At 72.1% G+C, this 18,397-nt stretch carries 17 protein-coding genes; 7 read left to right on the top strand and 10 right to left on the bottom strand.

All coding sequences use genetic code 11. The features are described from left to right. Positions 1–7 precede the first annotated feature (7 nt). From G5C51_RS09575 to G5C51_RS42915, 8 genes are all read right to left on the bottom strand, one after another. Positions 8–652, bottom strand: a complete 645-nt coding sequence (locus G5C51_RS09575) for a dihydrofolate reductase family protein (RefSeq protein WP_165234923.1) — start codon at positions 650–652, stop codon at positions 8–10. A gap of 69 nt (positions 653–721) precedes the next feature. Next, positions 722–4,597: an amino acid adenylation domain-containing protein gene (locus G5C51_RS09570; protein ID WP_338118070.1), complete on the bottom strand. Its 3,876-nt coding sequence runs from the start codon at positions 4,595–4,597 to the stop codon at positions 722–724. Beyond that, positions 4,594–4,824 (bottom strand): phosphopantetheine-binding protein, encoded by a 231-nt coding sequence (locus G5C51_RS09565; protein ID WP_165234920.1) that lies wholly within the window; start codon positions 4,822–4,824, stop codon positions 4,594–4,596. The genes G5C51_RS09570 and G5C51_RS09565 overlap by 4 nt, the downstream gene beginning before the upstream one ends. A 6-nt stretch (positions 4,825–4,830) precedes the next feature. Then, positions 4,831–5,463, bottom strand: a complete 633-nt coding sequence (locus tag G5C51_RS09560) for an isochorismatase family protein (protein WP_165234917.1) — start codon at positions 5,461–5,463, stop codon at positions 4,831–4,833. A 6-nt stretch (positions 5,464–5,469) separates the two neighbouring features. Next, a complete protein-coding gene (locus G5C51_RS09555; protein WP_165234914.1) occupies positions 5,470–7,080 on the bottom strand; it encodes a (2,3-dihydroxybenzoyl)adenylate synthase in 1,611 nt (536 codons plus the stop codon). Beyond that, the gene (dhbC, locus tag G5C51_RS09550; protein WP_165234911.1) at positions 7,073–8,275 is read right to left on the bottom strand and encodes an isochorismate synthase DhbC; all 1,203 of its coding nucleotides are present in this window, start codon (positions 8,273–8,275) and stop codon (positions 7,073–7,075) included. Before dhbC ends, G5C51_RS09555 begins: the two co-directional genes overlap by 8 nt. 178 nt (positions 8,276–8,453) lie before the next feature. After that, positions 8,454–9,236, bottom strand: a complete 783-nt coding sequence (locus G5C51_RS09545) for a 2,3-dihydro-2,3-dihydroxybenzoate dehydrogenase (protein ID WP_165234908.1) — start codon at positions 9,234–9,236, stop codon at positions 8,454–8,456. Next, on the bottom strand, positions 9,233–10,237 hold the full coding sequence (locus tag G5C51_RS42915; protein ID WP_240929513.1) for an ABC transporter substrate-binding protein: 1,005 nt from the start codon (positions 10,235–10,237) through the stop codon (positions 9,233–9,235). The genes G5C51_RS09545 and G5C51_RS42915 overlap by 4 nt, the downstream gene beginning before the upstream one ends. Before the next feature lie 118 nt (positions 10,238–10,355). On the opposite strand from G5C51_RS42915, the gene G5C51_RS09535 reads away from it, so the two are divergent. Genes G5C51_RS09535 through G5C51_RS09525 form a run of 3 tightly spaced genes read left to right on the top strand, consistent with a single transcriptional unit; the run spans position 10,356 to position 13,347 of the window. Continuing rightward, complete coding sequence (locus G5C51_RS09535) at positions 10,356–11,441, top strand: FecCD family ABC transporter permease (protein ID WP_165234905.1); 1,086 nt, start codon at positions 10,356–10,358, stop codon at positions 11,439–11,441. 5 nt (positions 11,442–11,446) lie between these two features. Then, on the top strand, positions 11,447–12,526 hold the full coding sequence (locus tag G5C51_RS09530; RefSeq protein WP_165234902.1) for a FecCD family ABC transporter permease: 1,080 nt from the start codon (positions 11,447–11,449) through the stop codon (positions 12,524–12,526). 2 nt (positions 12,527–12,528) lie between these two features. Continuing rightward, positions 12,529–13,347 (top strand): ABC transporter ATP-binding protein, encoded by an 819-nt coding sequence (locus G5C51_RS09525; protein WP_165234899.1) that lies wholly within the window; start codon positions 12,529–12,531, stop codon positions 13,345–13,347. A 39-nt stretch (positions 13,348–13,386) separates the two neighbouring features. Here G5C51_RS09525 and G5C51_RS09520 read toward each other — a convergent pair whose 3' ends face one another. Further along, complete coding sequence (locus G5C51_RS09520) at positions 13,387–13,959, bottom strand: TetR/AcrR family transcriptional regulator (RefSeq protein WP_165234896.1); 573 nt, start codon at positions 13,957–13,959, stop codon at positions 13,387–13,389. A gap of 69 nt (positions 13,960–14,028) precedes the next feature. Here G5C51_RS09520 and G5C51_RS09515 point away from each other — a divergent pair, with 69 nt between their 5' ends. Beyond that, positions 14,029–15,198 (top strand): FAD-dependent monooxygenase, encoded by a 1,170-nt coding sequence (locus G5C51_RS09515; RefSeq protein WP_165234893.1) that lies wholly within the window; start codon positions 14,029–14,031, stop codon positions 15,196–15,198. Here the strand turns inward: G5C51_RS09515 and G5C51_RS09510 are convergent, their stop codons facing one another. Next, positions 15,199–15,843 (bottom strand): TetR/AcrR family transcriptional regulator, encoded by a 645-nt coding sequence (locus G5C51_RS09510; RefSeq protein WP_165234890.1) that lies wholly within the window; start codon positions 15,841–15,843, stop codon positions 15,199–15,201. It abuts the gene before it with no gap. A gap of 91 nt (positions 15,844–15,934) precedes the next feature. On the opposite strand from G5C51_RS09510, the gene G5C51_RS09505 reads away from it, so the two are divergent. The 3 genes from G5C51_RS09505 to G5C51_RS09495 all read left to right on the top strand — a co-directional run. Next, on the top strand, positions 15,935–16,810 hold the full coding sequence (locus G5C51_RS09505; RefSeq protein WP_165234887.1) for an NmrA/HSCARG family protein: 876 nt from the start codon (positions 15,935–15,937) through the stop codon (positions 16,808–16,810). Positions 16,811–16,955: 145 nt separating this feature from the next. Beyond that, positions 16,956–17,954, top strand: coding sequence for a cellulase family glycosylhydrolase (locus G5C51_RS09500; RefSeq protein ID WP_165234884.1), 999 nt, complete (start codon positions 16,956–16,958; stop codon positions 17,952–17,954). A gap of 87 nt (positions 17,955–18,041) precedes the next feature. Beyond that, the coding region (locus G5C51_RS09495) for a LacI family DNA-binding transcriptional regulator (protein WP_165234881.1) at positions 18,042–18,397 on the top strand (356 nt) is incomplete at its 3' end.

Below are 18,397 nucleotides of genomic sequence, written 5' to 3'. Positions count from 1 at the left end.
CGCCGGCTCACTTCCGCCAGAACAGGTGGTGCGTCACGCCGCTCGGGCTGGGCACCACGTCGTGGTGGAAGCGGTCGTCCAGCTCCTCCGGGGACTCCCACAGCCGCTCCCCGGAGCCGAGTTTCACCGGAGCCACCGCCACGTGCAATGTGTCGACGAGGCCGGCGTCGAGAAAGGCGCGGTTGATCGCGACGCCGCCGCCGAGGCGCACGTCCTGGCCCTGGGCCGCCTCCTTCGCCTGCGCGAGGACGGCGGCCGGGGTGCCGTCGACGAAGTGGAACGTCGTGTCGGAGAGCGTGAAGGAGGGTCGGGCGTGGTGGGTCATGACGAACACCGGCGTGTGGAATGGCGGCTCGTCGCCCCACCATCCCTGCCACTCCTCGTTCTCCCAGGGCCCGCGCTGCGGACCGAACTTGTTGCGGCCCATGATCTCCGCGCCGATGTTATTGCCGAAGTCGCGGGTGAAGTAGTCGTCCAGGCCGCGGCTGCCCCCGGCGTCGGTGCGGCCCGGCCAGCTCGCGGTGGCACCGGCCCAGCTCATGATGGTTCCGGGGTCGGCGTGACCGAACGGCCGCTCCAGGCTCTGGCCCTCGCCGGCGCCGTAGCCGTCACTGGAGACGGTGAAGTTCTGCACTCGCAGCAGCTGCCCCATGGTTCTACCCCTGCCCCTCACGTTTCGGTGATCGCGTACGGAAGGGTAGACCCGCGGGCCCGTAAAAAATCATCGCAGCCGCGCCCGCAGCACCTCCGCGATCTCATCCATCCGCTCCGGCTGCGTCAGCTCCTGGTGCAGGCAGTCGATGTCGTGGTTCTCCAGCGTCCCGCCGATGTAAGGCGCCCACGCCTTCCGGGTCAGCCAGTCCTCCTCCCGCGGCGCCGCCGCCGTGAAGAACAGCGCGTCGCCGTCGAAGACCCGCGTGTCGTGCTCGCGCATCAGCCGGGCGTTGTTCACGACGATGTCCAGCACCGCCCGCAGCGTCCGCTGCGACAGACCCGCCAGCGCGCTGCCCTCGCGGCGCAGCGTCGCCAGCACGCCCTCCGTGGTCAGCTCGCCCTCCTGGTCGAAGCCCGCCATCCGCAGCAGCGCCCGCAGCGCGTCCGCCTCGACGGGTACGGCAAGACCGCGCCATTGATCGGACGGGTACGCGTCCAGCAGCGCCAGCAGCTCCACCCGCTCCCCCGCCTCCCGCAGCCGCACGGCGACCGCCTGCGCGACCACGCCGCCGACCGACCAGCCGAGCAGCCGGTACGGGCCGTGCGGCTGCACGGAGCGGATCTGCGCGGCGTAGTCGGCGGCCATGTCCTCCAGCGTGCGCGGGAGTTCACCGACCCCCGTCAGGCCGCGCGCCTGCAGCCCGTATACCGGCTGCTCCGGGTCGAGCCGCGCCAGCAGCGCCGAGTAGCACCAGCTCAGCCCGCCCGCCGGGTGCAGCGCGAACAGCGGGGTGCGCGAGCCCGTGGCGCGCAGCGGCAGCAGCACCCCGAGCGCGTCGTCGGCGGCCCCGCCCTCCTCCAGGCGGGCGGCGAGGGCGGCGGGCGACGGCGCCTGGAAGAGCGTGCCGATCGTCAGCTCCGCGCCCAGCGTCTCGCGCAGCCTGGTCACCAGCCGGGCGGCGAGCAGCGAGGTGCCGCCCAGGTCGAAGAACGCGTCCTCCACCCCGACCCGGTCGAGGCCGAGCGCCTCCGCGAAGAGCCGGGTGAGGGTCTCTTCGAGGGGCGTGCGCGGCGCGCGGGCGGCAGCACCCTCGTACGACGGCGCGGGCAACGCCTTGCGGTCCAGCTTGCCGTTCGGGCTCAGCGGGAAGGCGTCGAGGACCACGATCGCGCCCGGCACCATGTACTCCGGCAGCCTCGCCGCGAGGCGCTCGCGCAGCGCCTTCGGGTCGGCGTCGGAGCCGGTGACGTAGCCGACCAGGCGCTGGTCGCCCGGCCGGTCCTCGCGCACCAGCACACCCGCTCCGTTGACGGTGTCGTCGGCGGCCAGCGCCGCCTCGATCTCGCCCAGTTCGATGCGCAGGCCGCGCAGCTTCACCTGGTGGTCGGTGCGGCCGAGGTACTCGACCTCGCCGTCCGCCGTCCACCGTGCCAGGTCACCGGTGCGGTACATGCGGGTGCCGAGGGGCCCGTACGGATCGGGCACGAAGCGCTCGTCCGTCAGCTCGGGCCGCCCGAGGTAGCCGTCCGCCAGCTGCGCGCCCGCGAGGTACAGCTCGCCGGGCACCCCGGGCGGGCAGGGCTGCCCCGCCTCGTCGAGGACGTACAGGCGGGTGTTCCAGACCGGCCGGCCGATCGGCACCGGGCCCGAAGACCCCGGCTCACAGGCGTGGTACGTGACGTCCACCGCCGCCTCGGTCGGGCCGTAGAGATTGTGCAGCGGTACCCCGGGGAGCACCCGGTGGAAGTCCGCCGCCGTCTCCCGCGGCAGCGCCTCACCGCTGCAGAAGACCCGGCGCAGCGGCCCCGCGGCCCCGGCAGCCTCCGCCGCGCCCAGGAAGACCTGCAGCATCGACGGCACGAAGTGGCAGGTGGTGATGGCCTGTTCGCGGATCGTACGGGCCAGATAGTCCGGGTCCTGGTGCCCGCCCGGGTCCGCGACGACCAGCGTCGCGCCTTCGCGCAGCGGCCAGAAGAACTCCCACACGGAGACGTCGAAGCCCGACGGAGTCTTCTGCAGCACCCGGTCGGACGGCTCCAGGCCGTACTCCGCCTGCATCCACCGCAGCCGGTTGTCGATCGCCGAATGCGGGACGACCACGCCCTTCGGGCGGCCGGTCGAGCCGGAGGTGTAGATGACGTACGCCGGGTGCTGCGGAGTCAGCGCGCGCGGCGGGTTGATCGTCAGATACGCGCTCAGGTCGAGGCCGTCCAGGACCACCTGCGGCACGCCGGCGGTGTCCGGCAGCCGGTCCGCCACGTCCGTGATGACGCACGCGGGCGCGGCGTCCTCGAGCATGTACGCCAGCCGCGCCGCCGGATAGTCCGGGTCGAGCGGCAGATACGCGCCGCCCGCCTTGAGCACCGCGAGCAGCGTGACCACCAGGTCGAGCGAGCGCGGCACGGCGACCGCGGCCAGGGCTCCGGGGCGTACGCCCAGAGTCGCCAGATGCCGGGCGAGCTGATTGGCGCGGGCGTCGAGCTGGGCGTAGGTGAGGGCGTCGAGGCCGTGCACCACCGCCGTGGCGTGTGGTGTGCGCATCGCCCGGGCCTCGATCGGGCCGACGAGGGTGGTGGGCGGCACCGGGCGGGCGGTGTCGTTGAACTTCAGCAGCACCTCCGCCCGTTCCAGCTCCGTCGCGATGCCGTGCTCCGAAAGACGAGCGTGCGGGTCGGCGACGGCCAGGCGGCCGAGCAGGTCGAGGAAGCGCTCCTGGTGCGCGGCCACCTCGGCGTCGGCGTACAGCGCCGGGTTGACGTCGTAGTCGATGCGCAGGCCGCGGCCGTCGGTGCGGTCGTAGACGTTGACCGTCAAGTCCTCGACCGGGCCGGCGGACAGGTTGTGGGCATCGGCGCGGGCGCCGGCGAAGGTGAGGTCGTAGTCGAAGGGCATGACATTCACCAGCGGCCCCGTCAGCGCCCTCCCCTCCCCCAGCAGGCCGAGGTCGCGCCGGATGTCCTCGTAGCGGTAGCGCTGGTGCTTGCGGGCGGCGCGGATGCCGAGGACGACCTGGCGGGTGAGCTCGGCGAAGGTGGCGTCGGGGGTGACGGTCAGGCGCAGCGGCAGGACGTTCATGACCATGCCGGGGATGCGCAGGGCGGCGGAGCCCATGCGGCCCATCATCGGCAGGCCGAGGACGACGTCGGTGGTGCGGGTGGCCCGTGATACGTACAACGCCTGGGCGGCGATGAGGACTTCGGGCCAGGTGGCGCGGACGGAGCCGGCCACCGCCTTGAGCTTGTCCGTCGCCTCCGGGTCCAGGTGCGCGGAGCGGCGCAGGAAGGTGCGGGACGGCAGGGCGGTGCGGCCGGCGAGCGTGATCACCTCGGGGTGGTCGGCGAAGGCCGCGGCCCAGTGCTCGCGGTCGGCCGCGAAGGCGTCGGAGGCGCGGTACGCGGCGTCCTCGGCGACGAGGTCCGCGAGCGAGCCGAACGGCGACGGGCCGGGGTCGGCGCCGGCGGCAAGTGCCGTGTAGGCCTCGGCGGTGCGGCGGGCCAGCAGCGAATAGCCGTAGCCGTCCATGACGATGTGGTGCACCCGCTGATACCAGAACCAGCGCCGCTCCCCCACCCGGATCAGCGCGTGCCGGAACGGCGGCTCGGCGGCGAGGTCGAAGGGGCGGGCGAGGTCGGCGCGCATCCAGGCGAGCGCCGCGTCCTCGGCCAGGTCGAGCACCTCCAGCGGGAAGGCGGCCGGCGCCGCGTACCACTGCCGCGGCCCGTCAGGGCCGTCCGCGATCCGCACCCGCAGCGCGTCCGCCTCCGCCGCCACCCGCCGCAGCGCCTCGCCGAAGGCGTGCGGGTCGACGGCGGCGTGGATCTCCAGATACTCGGCGGTGTTCTGCGCCGGGCTCTCCGGGTCCAGGGCCTGGGCGTACCACATGCCCGACTGGGCGGCGGTGAGCGGGAGTTCGTGGGCCGCCGGCTCTGCGAGGGTGGTCACGCGGCCGCCCCCAGCATCGGCGCCCACGCCTCCACCGCCGGCTGTTCGGCCAGGTCGGCGAAGCTGGCCTCGACGCCGTGGTCGCGGCGCCAGCGCTCCAGCAGGGACATGATGCGGACGGAGTCGAGGCCGTAGTCGACGAGGTTCTCGTCGACGGGTATGTCGTCCGGCTCCTCGCCGAGCACGTCGGCGACGTCCGCGCGGATCTGCTCCACGGTCAGCGGCATGGCGGCTCAGTCTCCCTTCAGCAGCGAGGCGGTGGTGGTGACGACGGCGCAGCGGCCCGCGGCCCACTTCAGGGCCATGTCGTGGTCCTCGCGGGAGAAGTCGGCGACGGCGTCGGCGACCACGAAGGCCTGGATGTCCTGCATCCAGGCATCACACGCGGTCATCATGACGCCGATGTGCGCGTAGACACCGGCGATCACCAGCTGGTCGCGGCCGAGTTCACGCAGCTTCGTGGCGAGGCGGGTGCGGACGAACGCGCTGTACTTCCACTTGGTGAGCACGTGGTCGCCCGGCTCCGGCGCGATGTCGTCCGGCACCGCCTTCGGCTGGTCGCCGGCCGGGAGGCCCGGGCCCCAGAAGTCCTGCTGCAGTCCGCGCTGGGTGGGGGTCTGGCCGCCGGGCTGCACCGAGTAGACGACCGGGATGCCGATCCGGCGGGCCTCCTTGGTGAGGAGGCCGACGTTGCCGAGCAGCGGGTCGAGGGGCGCGGTGCCCGGGGTGAAGGCGCCGATGAAGTAGTTCTGCAGGTCGTGCACGAGCAGCACGGCGCGGTCGGGGTCGACCGTCCAGTCGACGCGGTTCGCGGGCAGTTCGGCCGCGGTGGGCATCGGATACGGGGCTATGGCGGGCAGGGCCATGGTGGTTCAGGCCTTTCGGTGGGGCTCGGCGGCGGCTTCGGACGCTGCGCGCAGGTCCTTCTTGCTGACCTTGCCGACGCCGGTCTGCGGGAAGGCGGTCACGAACTCGACCTTGTCCGGGACCTTGTAGGCGGCGAGACCGCGCTCGCGCACATGCTTCTTGATGGCTACGGGCTTGGGCTGCTCGGCGCCGTCGCGGACGATCACGTACGCGAGGGTGCGCTCGCCGAGGTACTCGTCGGGGATGGCGACCACCGACACGTCGTGGACGGCGGGGTGGGCGAGGATGACGTTCTCGACCTCCTCGGGGGCGATCTTCTCGCCGCCGCGGTTGATCTGGTCCTTCGCCCGGCCCTCGACGACGAGGTGCCCGGTCTCCGTCATCCGCACCACGTCACCGGTGCGGTAGAAGCCGTCCTCGGTGAAGGACCGCTTGTTGTGGTCCGGCGCCCGCCAGTAGCCGCGGATCGTGTACGGGCCGCGGGTGAGGAGGTGCCCGGTCTCGCCGGGGGCGACCTGCACGTCGTGGTCGTCGACGATCCGGATCTCGTCGTCCGGGGAGATCGGCCGCCCCTGGGTGGTGACGATCGTCTCGACCGGGTCGTCGAGCCGGGTGTAGTTCACCAGGCCCTCGGCCATCCCGAAGACCTGCTGCAGCGTGCAGCCGAGCGCAGGCGTGACCCGGCGGGCCGCCTCCTCGCTGAACTTCGCGCCGCCGACCAGCAGCACATCGAGGCTGCTCAGGTCGTACGAGGTGGCCGGGCCCGCCTCCGTCCAGACCAGGGCGAGCGGCGGCACGAGCCCGGTGATGGTGACGCCCTCCTTCTCGATCAGCGGGAAGGCGGTCTCCGGGTCCGGCTGCGGGCACATCACGACGCGGCCGCCCGCGTACAGCACGCCGAGCGAACCGGGAGAGCTGAGCGGGAAGTTGTGCGCGGCGGGCAGCGCGACGAGGTAGACGGAGTCGGCGTCGACGCCGCAGAGCTCGTTGGAGCCCCAGAGCGAGTAGATGTAGTCGTCGTGGGTGCGCGGGATCAGCTTCGGGACGCCGGTGGAGCCGCCGGAGAGCTGGAGGAAGGCGAGGTCGCCGGGGGCGGGTACGTCGACCTCCGCGGTGGCGGAGTCGGCGGGGAGGTCCGGGTCACCGGCGGTCCAGATGTGCCGCAGGGTGGGCACCTGGGCCTGCACGTCCGCCGCCAGCTTGCGGTAGTCGAAACCCGCGACCGGTTCGGCCGGGAAGACGTACGCGACCGCCTCGGTGAACTCGCAGAAGTACCGGATCTCCGTCTCCCGGTGCGCGGGCAGCGCGAAGACCGGCAGCGCGCCGATCCGGAAGAGCGCGAAGATGACCTCGAAGAACTCGGCGACGTTGGGCAGTTGCACGACGACCCGGTCGCCCTTACGCACGCCGCGGGCGGCGTACCCGGCGGCGAGCCGGTCGGCTCGGGTGTCGAGCTCCCCGTACGACCAGCGCCGGTCGCCGTCGACGACGGCGGTGCGGTCGGGATGGGCGGCGGCCCGGTCGCGGAGCATCCGCCCGAAGGTCTCGCCGCGCCAGTAGCCGGCGGCCCGGTAGCGCTCGGCGAACTCGTCCGGCCAGAGCGGTGCGTCAGTCATCGTTTCCCCCCACGGCGTCCAGGAACGTGCGGAACTTGGCGGCCGTCTCCGCGGTCTCGGCCGCCGGCGTGGACGCGGCGACGACCCCGGCGCCCGCGTACAGCCGCAGCCGCCGCTCTGCAGCCTCCGCGCACCGGATGGTCACTACCCACTCGCCGTCGCCTTGAGCGTTGCCCCAGCCGACGATGCCGGTGTAGTGGCCGCGGTCGAAGGGCTCCAGCTCGTCGATGACATCGCGGGCGACCTTGGTCGGCGTGCCGCAGACGGCCGGGGTGGGGTGCAGGGCGCAGGCCAGTTCCAGGGCGGAGGCGGCCGGTTGCCGCAGCTCGCCGGTGACGGTGGTGGAGAGGTGCCACATGGTGGCGGTGCGGACGAGCGTGGGGCGCTCGGGGACGTCGAGGCGGTCGCAGTACGGGGCGAGGGCGGCCCGCACGGCGGCGACGACGACGGCGTGTTCGTGCAGGTCCTTCGCGGACTCCAGCAGCGCGGCGGCGCGGCGGACGTCCTCGGCGAGGTCGGCGCTGCGCGGGGTGGAGCCGGCCAGCGGGTTGGCGACGACGGCGTCGCCGCGTCTGGAGACCAGCAGCTCGGGGCTGGCGCCGAGGAGGGTGCGGCCCGGGCCGGTCGGCATCGCGAAGGTGTAGCCCTCGGGGTCGCGGCGGGCGAGGCGCTGCAGCATCGCCGGGAGGTCGAGGGGGGCGTTGCGCTCGAGCTCCAGGGTGCGGGCGAGGACGACCTTGTCGAACTCGCCTGCCTGCATGCGCTTTACGGCTGTGGCGACGGAGTCACCGTAGACGCTCGCGGCCGGCACCTCGCGCCGCCGCCAGCCCGCCGTCCCCCCGGCGGCGGGGGCGGGCAGCGCGATGAGCGGGTCGGCGCGCAGGGCGGGCGCCCAGCTGATCGCCTGCGGCACGGCGAGCGCGGCGGGCGCGCCGTGATCGAAGGGGACGGAGCCGACGACCACGGGGTCCCGGTCCCCGAGGGCCTGTTGCGCTTCCAGCGTGACCCGTACGCGCTCGGCCAACGGCCGCTCGTCGTGCGGCACTTCGTCCCGTACGCCGTGCGCGAGCAGCGTCCGCGTCGGAGAGGCGAAGAACCGGCTGTCGCCGGGCGAGTACCCCTCCAGCAGCGAGGTGGCGGTCCCGACGGCACCGAGCGCGCCGGCCGGCGCGGGCACCTCGTGGGCGGTGGTCACGTGAAACTCCGTTCGTCACGCGGTGCGATGCACCGGAGGTGGGGGGTGGTCAGCGGGTGCCGAGTCGCTCAGGCCTGCGGCGCCGTCGGTCGCGGCTCGGGTCGGGCGGCCGGGTGCGGTCCGGCCTCGGTCGGACGGGACCCGCCGTGCGGGACGCCTGCCCGCAGCCTCAGCTCGATCAAGCGCGCAGCGTGGCGCCGCCGTCCACGTACAAGTCGTGCATCGTGATGTGCCGGGCCCGGTCCGATGCCAGGAAGACGACCGCCTCGGCGACATCCGCCGGGGCGGCGATCCGCCCCAGCGGAATCCCGGTGCGATACGACTCCGGGTCGCCCTCGATCACGCCGCGCGGGACCTCGTCGCCGTCCCACAGCTGCCGCTGCATCGCGGTGTCCGTCGAGCCGGGCGAGACGACATTGCAGCGCACGCCGCTCCGGGCGATCTCCAGGCCGAGGCACTTGGTGAACATCGTCGCCGCGGCCTTCGAGGCGGCATACGCCGCCATCCCCGTCCGCGGTACGCCCGCCGCGTTCGAGCCGACCGTCACGATGCTCCCGGCGCCGCGCGCGACCATCCGGCGCGAGGCCGCGCGGGACGTATTCATCACGCCCGTCGTGTTGACCGCGAAGGTGCGCGACCAGTCCGCGTCCGTGAGCTCCGCGACCTGCGCGGGCCGCAGCACCCCGGCCACGTTGACGAGGATGTCCAGCGGGCCGAGCGTGCGCTCGACCTCCGTGAGCAGCTCCTCGACGGCCGCCGCGTCGGCGACGTCGACGGTACGGGCGGTCACCCGCGACTCTCCGTACTCCTCCGCCAGCGCCTTCACCCCGGCAGGGGCGAGGTCCGCGGCCACCACCCGCGCGCCCGCTTGTGCGAACGCGCGGGCGACGGCCTCGCCGATGCCCTGGCCTGCGCCGGTGACCAGCGCGGTCCTGCCCGAGAGACCGTCGGCTGCGGTCACTTGTCCCCCATGGCCTTCTCGATGTCGTCGAGCACGGAGACGGAGGCGAGCGCGCCGCCGAGGCTGGTCCACTTCGAGCCGTCGATCTCGGTGGTGTGGCCGTCCTTGACCGCGCTCAGCTGCTTGTATGCGGGCTTGCTCTTGAGCTCCTTGAAGAGCGAGGCGTCCTTGCCGGTGGAGGCGAGGGTGCCGATGAAGAGCCAGTCGGCGTCGATCTGCTTCAGGTCCTCGTCGCTGAGCGGGGTGGAGTGGCCCTGGCCCGGCTTGTTCTGGATGCCGGGGCGCTTGAAGCCCATGTCCTTCAGGACGTCGGAGATGAAGACGCCCTGCTGCATGACGGCGGTGCCCTTGGCGGAGTAGCGGGCGACGGAGACGTCGGCGCCGGCGTTGTCACCGAGGGACTTCTTCACCTCGGCGACCTTGGTGTCGTAGTCGGCGAGGAAGGTCTTCGCCTCGCCGGACTTCCCGAGCACCTGGCCCGTCAGGGTGAGGGCCTTCTTCCAGTCCTTCTTGCGGTCGATGGTGACGACGGTCGGCGCCACCTCCTGCAGCTGCTTGAGCACCTGCTGGTCGGCGAGCTGCCCGGCGAGGATGACGTCCGGCTTGGCCTGGACGACCTTCTCGATGTCGGGCCCGGTGACGGCGCCGACCACGGGTATGCCCTTCGCCTTGTCGGCCAGGTACTCGGGCGCGCCCTTCTGGCCGCGGCCCGCGGTCAGGCCGACCGGCTTCACGCCGAGGGCGAGGGAGGAGTCGAGGTCCATCTCGCTGAGCGCGATGACCTTCTTCGGGGCGGCCGGCACCTCGACCTTCTTGCCGGTGGCGTCGGTGACGGAGACCTTCTTGGCCTCGGCGGCCGCGTTGCCGGAGTCGGAGGACGAGTCGTCCCCGGAGCCGCAGGCGGCAAGTACCAGCACGGAGGCTGCGGTCAGGGCCGTAGCGGCGGCGAATCTGGAGCGCTGCGGGCGGCGGGTCATCGACATGTGTTCTTCTCCGGACATCAAGTTCGAGGGTGGATAAGATCGTTCGGCCGGTTCCGGGCATGCCGAATAGACCCGTAAAGGTCTGGGTGCGGACACCCTCGGGAGCCCCGAACCGAGCTTAGGTTAGGCTAACCTCATGTTGGTTGCGCAAGAGGAGGCGGCCCCCGGGGCCGGTTCCGACCCCCCGATACCGGCCGCGGCGAAGGCCCACCGCCCGACCCTCTGGGCGGCGCTGGCACTGACCGCCCTGCTGGGTGTCCTGGTGATCCTGTCGCTCCTCATCGGCACCGGCTCCTCCCCGTTCGCCCGCGCCTGGGACTACCTCCTCGGCGACCCCGCCGCCCGCGCCGACGCGCAATTGCGGCTCGCGGTGGTGGACGTACGGCTGCCGCGCACCATCGCCGCCGTCATGGTGGGGGTCAGCCTCGGCGTCGCCGGCTGCCTGCTGCAGGCCGTCACCCGCAACCCCCTCGCCGAGACCGGACTGCTCGGCGTGAACAACGGCGCGGCCTTCGGCGTCGTCCTCGGCCTCACCTACTTCGGCGTGAAATCGCCCTTCGCGATGCTGCTCTGGGCGCTGGTCGGCGGCATGGCGGCCAGCTCGGTGGTGCTGCTGCTCGCGGCCACCGGCCGGGCCGCCGGGTCACCGCTGCGACTGGTCCTGGCCGGCTCGGCGCTCGGCGCCACCTTCCACGGGCTGACCTCGTACGTCCTCCTCAGCACCCAGTCGACCTTCGATACGTTCCGCTACTGGACGATCGGGTCCCTCGCCGGGATCGAGACCTCCGATACGTATCCGCTGCTGCCGCTGATCGCCGTCGGGCTGCTCGTCGCCTTCGCCTGCGTCCGCCCGCTGTCCGCGCTGGCGCTCGGCGACGACGGCGCCCGCGCGCTCGGGCACCGGCCGACGCGGGTGCGGTTCGCGGTGGCGGGCGCGGTGACGCTGCTCGCCGGGTCCGCGGTGGCGCTCGCCGGGCCGATCGCGTTCCTCGGGCTGCTGGCGCCGTACGCGGCGCGGACGGTCACCGGGCCGCGGATGGCCGGGCAGTTGGTGCTGTCGGGACTTATCGCCGCGAACGTGATGATCGTCGCGGATGTCCTCGCGCGGGTGGTGATCCGGCCATGGGAGACCCCGGTCAGCGTGCTGCTGGCGCTCGTCGGCGGTCCGCTGCTGATCTGGATCGCGCGGTCGTCGCGGATGTCGACGGCGGGGGCGGCGTAAGAGACATGACAGACAAAACAACTGACGCGGTCAAGACCACCGATGTGACGCCGCCGGACAGCACCGTCGTACGGGCCGGCACGCTCTCCTATCTCTTCCCGCGCCGCAGCGCGCTGATCGCGGTCGCGCTCAGCCTCGTCATCGCGCTGGTGACGGCGCTGGCCGCCTTCGCCAGCTCCACCTCGATGCCGTTCTCCGACACCGTCGCCGGGCTGCTCGGCACCGGCGACTCGGCGACCGTGATGCTGGTCCGCGACTTCCGGCTGCCCCGTATCGCCGTCGGCCTGCTGGTCGGCGCCGCGCTCGGCATCGCCGGGTGTCTGACCCAGACCCTCGCCGGCAACCGCCTCGCCACCCCCGACATCATCGGCGTCAACGACGGCGCCACCGCGGCGGTCGTCGCCTCGGTCGTCGGCTCCTCGACCGGCATGATCGGCGACTGGTGGCTCGGCCCGCTCGGCGCCATCGGCGCGGCGGTGCTGGTGGTGCTGTGCGCGGGCGGCGCGGGCCACCGCGGCTACCGGGTGCTGGTGGTAGGCATCGGCGTATCGACACTGATCGGCGCCATCACCGACCTGGTGATGTCGCGGGAGAACGACAACACCGCGGGCGGCGTCTTCCTCTGGACCGTCGGCAGCCTCAACGGCCGCGACTGGGGCGTCGGCACCCCGCTGGCGCTCATCCTCCTCATCCTGGTCCCGCTGGCGCTGGTGGCCGGCAACCGGCTGCAGATGCTGCGCTTCGACGACGACATGGGCTCCGCCCTCGGCGTCAACGTCCGCCTCGTCCGCGCCTGCTCCCTCGCGCTCGCGGTGGCGCTCGCGGGGGTGGCGGTCGGCATCGCGGGCCCGATCGCCTTCGTCGCGCTGGCCGCCCCGGTGATCGCGGCGCGGCTCACCGGGCCGGCCCGGGTCCCGGTGCTCGGCTCGGCCCTCACCGGCGCCGCATTGATCGCGGCGGCGGATGCGCTGGGGCGTGTGATCGCCCCGGTGGAGATCCCGGTGGGGGTGGTCACCAGCGTGCTGGGTGGCCCGTTCCTGCTGTGGGTCCTGTTCGGCTCCAACAAGACGGGTGCAGAATCTTGACGATGACCAAGACGACGACCGATGTGGCGGCCTCCCCGGCGACCGGCCTCGGCCTGACTGTCGAGGCCCTCACGGCCGGCTACCCGGGCCGCACCGCCGTCGCCGGCGTCGACCTGGAGCTCCCCGCCGGCGAGGTGACCGCCATCGTCGGCCCCAACGGCTGCGGCAAGTCCACGCTGCTGCGCGCCATCGCCCGCCTGCACAAGCCCGATTCGGGCACGGTACGGGCCGGCGACGCGGACGTCTGGCAGCTCACCCGCCGCCGCGCGGCCCACCGCATCGCGCTGCTGCCGCAGTCCCCGCAGGCCCCTGAGGCCGTGACGGTGGCCGGTCTCGTACGCTACGGCCGCCACCCGCACCAGGGCCTCTTCCGCCAGTGGTCGCGCGAGGACGAGCGCGCGGTGCGATCGGCGCTGGAGGCCACCGGCACCGCGGAGTTGGCCGGACGGCGACTGGACCAGCTCTCGGGCGGCCAGCGGCAGCGCTGCTGGCTGGCGATGGTGCTGGCGCAGGAGACCCCGGTGGTGCTGCTGGACGAGCCCACGAGCGCCTTGGACTTGGGCCACGGCGTGGAGGTGCTGGAGCTGGTCCGCGAGGTGGCGGCAGGCGGCCGTACGGTCCTGATGGTCCTCCACGACCTGGCGGCCGCGGCCCGCTACGCCGACACTCTGGTCGCGATGAACGACGGCCGGGTGGTGGCCCAGGGCCCGGCGCGAGAGGTCGTCAGCTCGGAGCTGGTGAAGGAGCTCTACGGCATCGAGGCCGACATCCTCCGCGCCCCGGGCGACGACTCCCCGGTGGTCGTGCCGCGCCGCGGCTGACAGTCAGGGGGTGCGACCCTTTTCGCCGCCGGGGCCGGGCTATTGGGGGCGGAGCCCGTCCATCAGGACGGCGAGGTAGGCATGCACGATCCCCTCGGACGCGGGCTGATCCTGCGCGATCGCGAAGGCCGTCCGGCCGACGAGGGTGACGAGAACGGCAGTGTCGAGATCGGTGCGGATCGCGCCGTCCCGGCGCGCCCCGACGATCATCTCCTCCATGGCTTCGGCCAGTTGTTGGCGCAGGGCCGTCGTGGCGGGCGCCTCCAGGCCGTCGAGCTGGCGGCTGATGGCGTGGTGCGCGGACTGGAACGCGATCAGCTCGGCCAGGAAGGTTCGTAGCGCCTGCTCCGGTGCGGTCTGCTCCAGCAACTGCCGGGCGCGCTCGACCAGCGGTGCGAGCAGGCCTGCAACCGCGGCGTCGAGCAGGGCCTCCTTGCCCCCGAAGGCCCGCACCACGGTCGCGGCCCCCAGGCCGGCCTTCTTCGCGATGGCCTCGACCGTGAGGGTGCCGCCCGGCTCGGCCAGCAGCTGGGTGGCCGCATGAAGGGCGAGCTGCCGGTTGCGTACGGCGTCCGCCCTGCGGCCGCGTGGGTTCTCCTCGGGCGTTGACAACTGAAACGCTCCTTCCACATAATCAACTGGAACGTGCATTTCAGTTAGCTTACCGCGAGGGAGAGCTCCATGAACCAGCGCATCCTGATCTCGGGCGCCAGCATCGCCGGCCTGACCCTGGCGCACTGGCTGGCCCGGTACGGCTTCCAGCCCACCGTGGTCGAGCGGGCGCCCGGCCTGCGCAGCGGAGGCAACGGGGTGGACGTGCGGGACCAGGCCGTCGAGGTCACCGAACGGATGGGGATCCTGCCGCGGATCCGCGAACTCGCCGCCGACGTCCAGGGCATGAAGTTCGTCGACACCGCCGGCCGAGCCGTCGCCCGCATCGACACCCGGGACCCCGCCGCCACCGAGATCATGCGCGGCGATCTGGTCGCGCTGCTGCACGAAGTGACCGACGTCGACTACCTCTTCGGCGACTCCATCCGCGACCTGACGCAGGACGACGACGGCGTGACGGTCACCTTCGAGCACGCCCCCACCCGCAGCTTCGACCTGGTCATCGGCGCGGACGGCATGCACTCCAACGTCCGCCGGCTCGCCTTCGGCCCCGAAGCGCAGTTCATCGACTTCAAGGACCACTACTTCGCCTTCGCCGACAGCGACCCTTCGCTCGGCGAGGACCGGTGGGTGACGATGTTCAACACCCCGGGCACGATGACCGGGATCTATCGCTCCGGCAACCACGCCCGGGCCAAGGCGTACTTCATGTTCCGCTCCGCGCCTCTCGACTACGACCACCGCGACATCACCGAGCACAAGCGCCTGATCGGTGAGCGGTTCGCCGACGACACGTCCTGGCGGACCCGGGAACTGCTCGAATCGGCGCTGGCCGACCCGGAGTTCTACTTCGACGCCCTGGGCCAGGTCCGGATGGATTCGTGGTCCAGCGGACGGGTCTCGCTCGTCGGTGACGCCGCCTGGTGCGCATCACCCGCCTCCGGCGCGGGCGCCGAGCTCGCCCTGGTGGGCGCCTACCGTCTCGCCGGGGAACTCGCGGCCGCCGGCGGCGATCACCGCGTAGCCTTCGCCCGCTACGACGCCGCCCTGCGCCCGCTGGTCGACAAGAAGCAGCAGATCGGCCCCAATGCCCGCGTGATGATCCCGAAGACCGCCGGCGGCCGGTGGCTGCGCGACCTCTTCGCCCGCCTCCAGCTGATGAAGGCGCTCGGTGCGGTCGAACGCCGCTCCCGGGCCAAGGGCCTCCGCCTGCTCCCGGACTACGCGCCGGCTGCCTGACTACTCCCCGGCGGCCTGCCGCCACGGCCGCAGTGCCCGTTCCGTCGCCTGCCGCACCTGTGCCTGCAGCTGGGCCGGGTCCGCGTGCTCCGCGCCCTGCTCGCCCAGGAGTACATCAAGTGCGCCGCTGACGGCCCCCGTCAAGGCCCCGGCCAGGGCTGCCGCGGTCACCTGGTCCAGTTCACCGGGGAAGGCCTTGTGCAGTTCGCGGGCGATCTCCCGCTGAGCGGCGAGCTGAACCTGGAGCGCCTTGCCGCGCACCGCCGGGACGGTATGGAACAGCCGCATCCGGACGGCGGCCATGGGGCTCACCATGTCGGCGTCGCTCTCGGCGATGGTGTCGAGAGCCCGCAGCAGTACGTCCACCGGGCCCTCGGCGGGATCGCGGTCGGCGATCGCCGCGATCGTGGCCCGGGATCTCGCGTCGCTGTCGGGGAAGAGGATGTCCTCCTTACCGGCGAAGTACCCGAAGAACGTCCGGGTGCCGATCTCCGCCGCCGCCGCGATCTCCGCGACGGTCGTCTCGTCGTACCCCTGACGCTCGAAAAGTTCCACCGCCGCTTCGATCAGCGCCTGGCGGGTGCGCGCCTGCTTTCGTTCGCGCAAGGAGGGCTGTGAGGTGCTGTGTTGTCCGGGTCCGGCCATGGCGCACAGATTAGCGCATTGACAGCCAACTTGCATTCGATGCAAACTCGCATCGAGTGCAAGCTAGCTCTTCGAGACGTAGGAGACTGCCATGGACACGCACGACAAGACCGTTCTCGTCATCGGCGCCACCGGGAACCAGGGCGGCGCGACCGCCCGCCACCTGCTCGCCGGAGGCTGGCGCGTCCGTGCTCTCGTCCGCGACGAGACGGCACCGGCCGCCGCCCAACTCGCCTCCGCCGGCGCCGAGCTCGTCCGCGGCAACCTCGACGACCGGGCCTCCCTCGACGAGGCGATGCGCGGCGCGTACGGCGTCTACAGCGTTCAGTCCGACAACCCCGACGAGATCACCCAGGGAACGAACGTCGCGGACGCCGCCAAGGCCGCGGGCGTGCGGCACCTGGTGTACTCCTCGGTCGGCGGCATGGAGCAGCAGAACCGCTTCTACGTCGAGCGCGGCTGGGGCGCCATCGACAAGTGGCGGATCGAGCAGCACATCCACGAGCTGGGCGTGCCCGCGACGATCCTGCGCCCCGCGGGGTTCATGGAGGACTTCACCAGCCCGGAGCGGTTCTTCCAGAACGGCTCGCTCAACGTGCCCTGGCACGACGAGATGGTCATGAAGCTCATCGCGATCGACGACGTCGGCGCCTTCGCCGCGCTGGCCTTCGCGGATCCGGACACGTACCTGGGCCGGACCATGGAGATCGCCGGCGACCGGCTGACCGCCCCGCAGATCGCCGCCGCGCTGGGCAAGGCCGCAGACCGCACCATCCCCCACGCACGGATACCGCTCGAGCTGCTGTGGGAGCACGCCCCGGCGGTCGCGAAGGTGATGACCTGGGCGAACGACACCTTCTACGACATCGACCTCGCCCCCGTACGCAAGGCCTTCCCCGGCCTCATGGACTTCGACACCTGGCTGAGCCGGTCGGGCAGGGCGCGGCTCCTGGCCCAGCTGGGGTAGCGCTTAACCGGTTCCGTACCTTCTCTTGCCCTGCGGCTCAATACCCCCTACCTTCATGCCCGTTGCCGCGTAGAGGCAGCGATTCAGCTCGCCCTGAACGGCACTTTCCCGGTTTAGTAAGTGACCCCCACACCAGGAGCAGCAGATGAAGAGATCGCGAGCCGCATTACTGGCAGGCGCAGTCCTCGCCGCCTGTACGACCCTCTGGGCCGGCTTCCCCGCCGCCCAAGGGGCCGAGACGCCCGGCTTCCACATTCAGGACGGCCGGCTGCTCGACGCCAACAACCAGGAGTTCGTCCTGCGCGGCGTCAATCACGCCCACACCTGGTACCCCGACAAGACCGACCAGGCGCTCAAGGACATCAAGGCCGCCGGCGCCAACTCCGTGCGCGTGGTGCTGAGCACCGGCGACCAATGGACGAAGAACGATGCCGCCGACGTCTCCCACGTCGTCGACCAGTGCAAGCAGAACAAGCTGATCTGCGTCCTCGAGGCGCACGACACCACCGGCTACGGCGAGGCGGGCGCGGCGGTGTCGCTGGACAAGGCCGTCGACTACTGGGTCGGCATCAAGGACGCCGTCGTCGGCCAGGAGAAGTACGTCATGGTCAACATCGGCAACGAGCCGCACGGCAACAGCACTTACGCCGCCTGGACCAACGACACCACGTCCGCCATCGGCCGCCTGCGCGAGGCCGGCTTCGACCACACCCTGGTCGTGGACGCGCCCAACTGGGGCCAGGACTGGACCTTCACCATGCGCGACAACGCCGCCGACGTCTTCGCCGCCGACCCGGACAAGAACACGCTCTTCGACGTCCACATGTACGGCGTCTACGACACCCCGGCCGAGGTCAGCGACTATCTCAACACCTTCGTCGACGCGAAGCTCCCGATCACCGTCGCCGAGTTCGGCAACAAGCACTCCGACGGCGACCCGGACGAGGACGCCATCATGAAGACGACCCAGTCCCTGGACCTCGGCTACATGGGCTGGTCCTGGAGCGGCAACGGCGGCGGGGTGGAGTACCTCGACCTGGTGCAGGGCTTCGACGCGAACCAGATGACCGACTGGGGCAAGCGCCTCTTCGACGGCGCCGACGGCATCAAGGCCACCGCCAAGGAGGCCAGCGTCTTCGGCTGAACCCGTTGAACCGCAGGTCCGGATCCCCGGCGGCCGCCGGTAAAGTCGGCCGCCGGGGGTACGGAACGGGCCGGCGGGAGGCGCACGATGAAGCGACCGACGATCGGGGACATAGCCCGTAAAGCGGGCGTCTCCAAGGTCGCGGTGTCGTACGCCCTCAATGGCCGGCCCGGCGTCTCCGACGAGACCCGGCTGCGGATCAAGGCCATCGCCGAGGAGGTCGGCTGGCGCCCCAGCAGCGCCGCCCGCGCGCTCAACGGCAAGCAGGCGCGGGCGGTCGGCCTGGCCGTCTGCCGGCCGGCGCGGACGCTGAGCGTCGAGCCGTTCTTCATGGAGCTGATCGGCGGCATCGAGTCCGAGCTGGCGCCCCGGTCCGTAGCGCTGATGCTGCAGACCGTCGACAGCCACGAGGCCGAGATCGAGTTGTACGGGCGGTGGTGGGG

It is taken from the genome of Streptomyces coryli (assembly GCF_011044975.1).
In the GTDB taxonomy this organism is placed as follows: Bacteria; Actinomycetota; Actinomycetes; order Streptomycetales; family Streptomycetaceae; genus Streptomyces; species Streptomyces coryli.
This window is presented reverse-complemented; position numbering and strand designations above follow the sequence as displayed.

Excerpts from the sequence above, each read along its gene's own strand:
- G5C51_RS09555 (WP_165234914.1), bottom strand. The coding sequence starts at position 7,080 with ATGACTGACGCACCGCTCTGGCCGGACGAGTTCGCCGAGCGCTACCGG.
- G5C51_RS09575 (WP_165234923.1), bottom strand. The coding sequence starts at position 652 with ATGGGGCAGCTGCTGCGAGTGCAGAACTTCACCGTCTCCAGTGACGGC.
- G5C51_RS09525 (WP_165234899.1), top strand. The coding sequence starts at position 12,529 with ATGACCAAGACGACGACCGATGTGGCGGCCTCCCCGGCGACCGGCCTC.
- G5C51_RS42915 (WP_240929513.1), bottom strand. The coding sequence starts at position 10,237 with ATGTCCGGAGAAGAACACATGTCGATGACCCGCCGCCCGCAGCGCTCC.
- G5C51_RS09500 (WP_165234884.1), top strand. The coding sequence starts at position 16,956 with ATGAAGAGATCGCGAGCCGCATTACTGGCAGGCGCAGTCCTCGCCGCC.
- G5C51_RS09505 (WP_165234887.1), top strand. The coding sequence starts at position 15,935 with ATGGACACGCACGACAAGACCGTTCTCGTCATCGGCGCCACCGGGAAC.
- G5C51_RS09565 (WP_165234920.1), bottom strand. The coding sequence starts at position 4,824 with ATGCCGCTGACCGTGGAGCAGATCCGCGCGGACGTCGCCGACGTGCTC.
- G5C51_RS09515 (WP_165234893.1), top strand. The coding sequence starts at position 14,029 with ATGAACCAGCGCATCCTGATCTCGGGCGCCAGCATCGCCGGCCTGACC.
- G5C51_RS09510 (WP_165234890.1), bottom strand. The coding sequence starts at position 15,843 with ATGGCCGGACCCGGACAACACAGCACCTCACAGCCCTCCTTGCGCGAA.
- G5C51_RS09560 (WP_165234917.1), bottom strand. The coding sequence starts at position 5,463 with ATGGCCCTGCCCGCCATAGCCCCGTATCCGATGCCCACCGCGGCCGAA.
- G5C51_RS09530 (WP_165234902.1), top strand. The coding sequence starts at position 11,447 with ATGACAGACAAAACAACTGACGCGGTCAAGACCACCGATGTGACGCCG.
- G5C51_RS09535 (WP_165234905.1), top strand. The coding sequence starts at position 10,356 with ATGTTGGTTGCGCAAGAGGAGGCGGCCCCCGGGGCCGGTTCCGACCCC.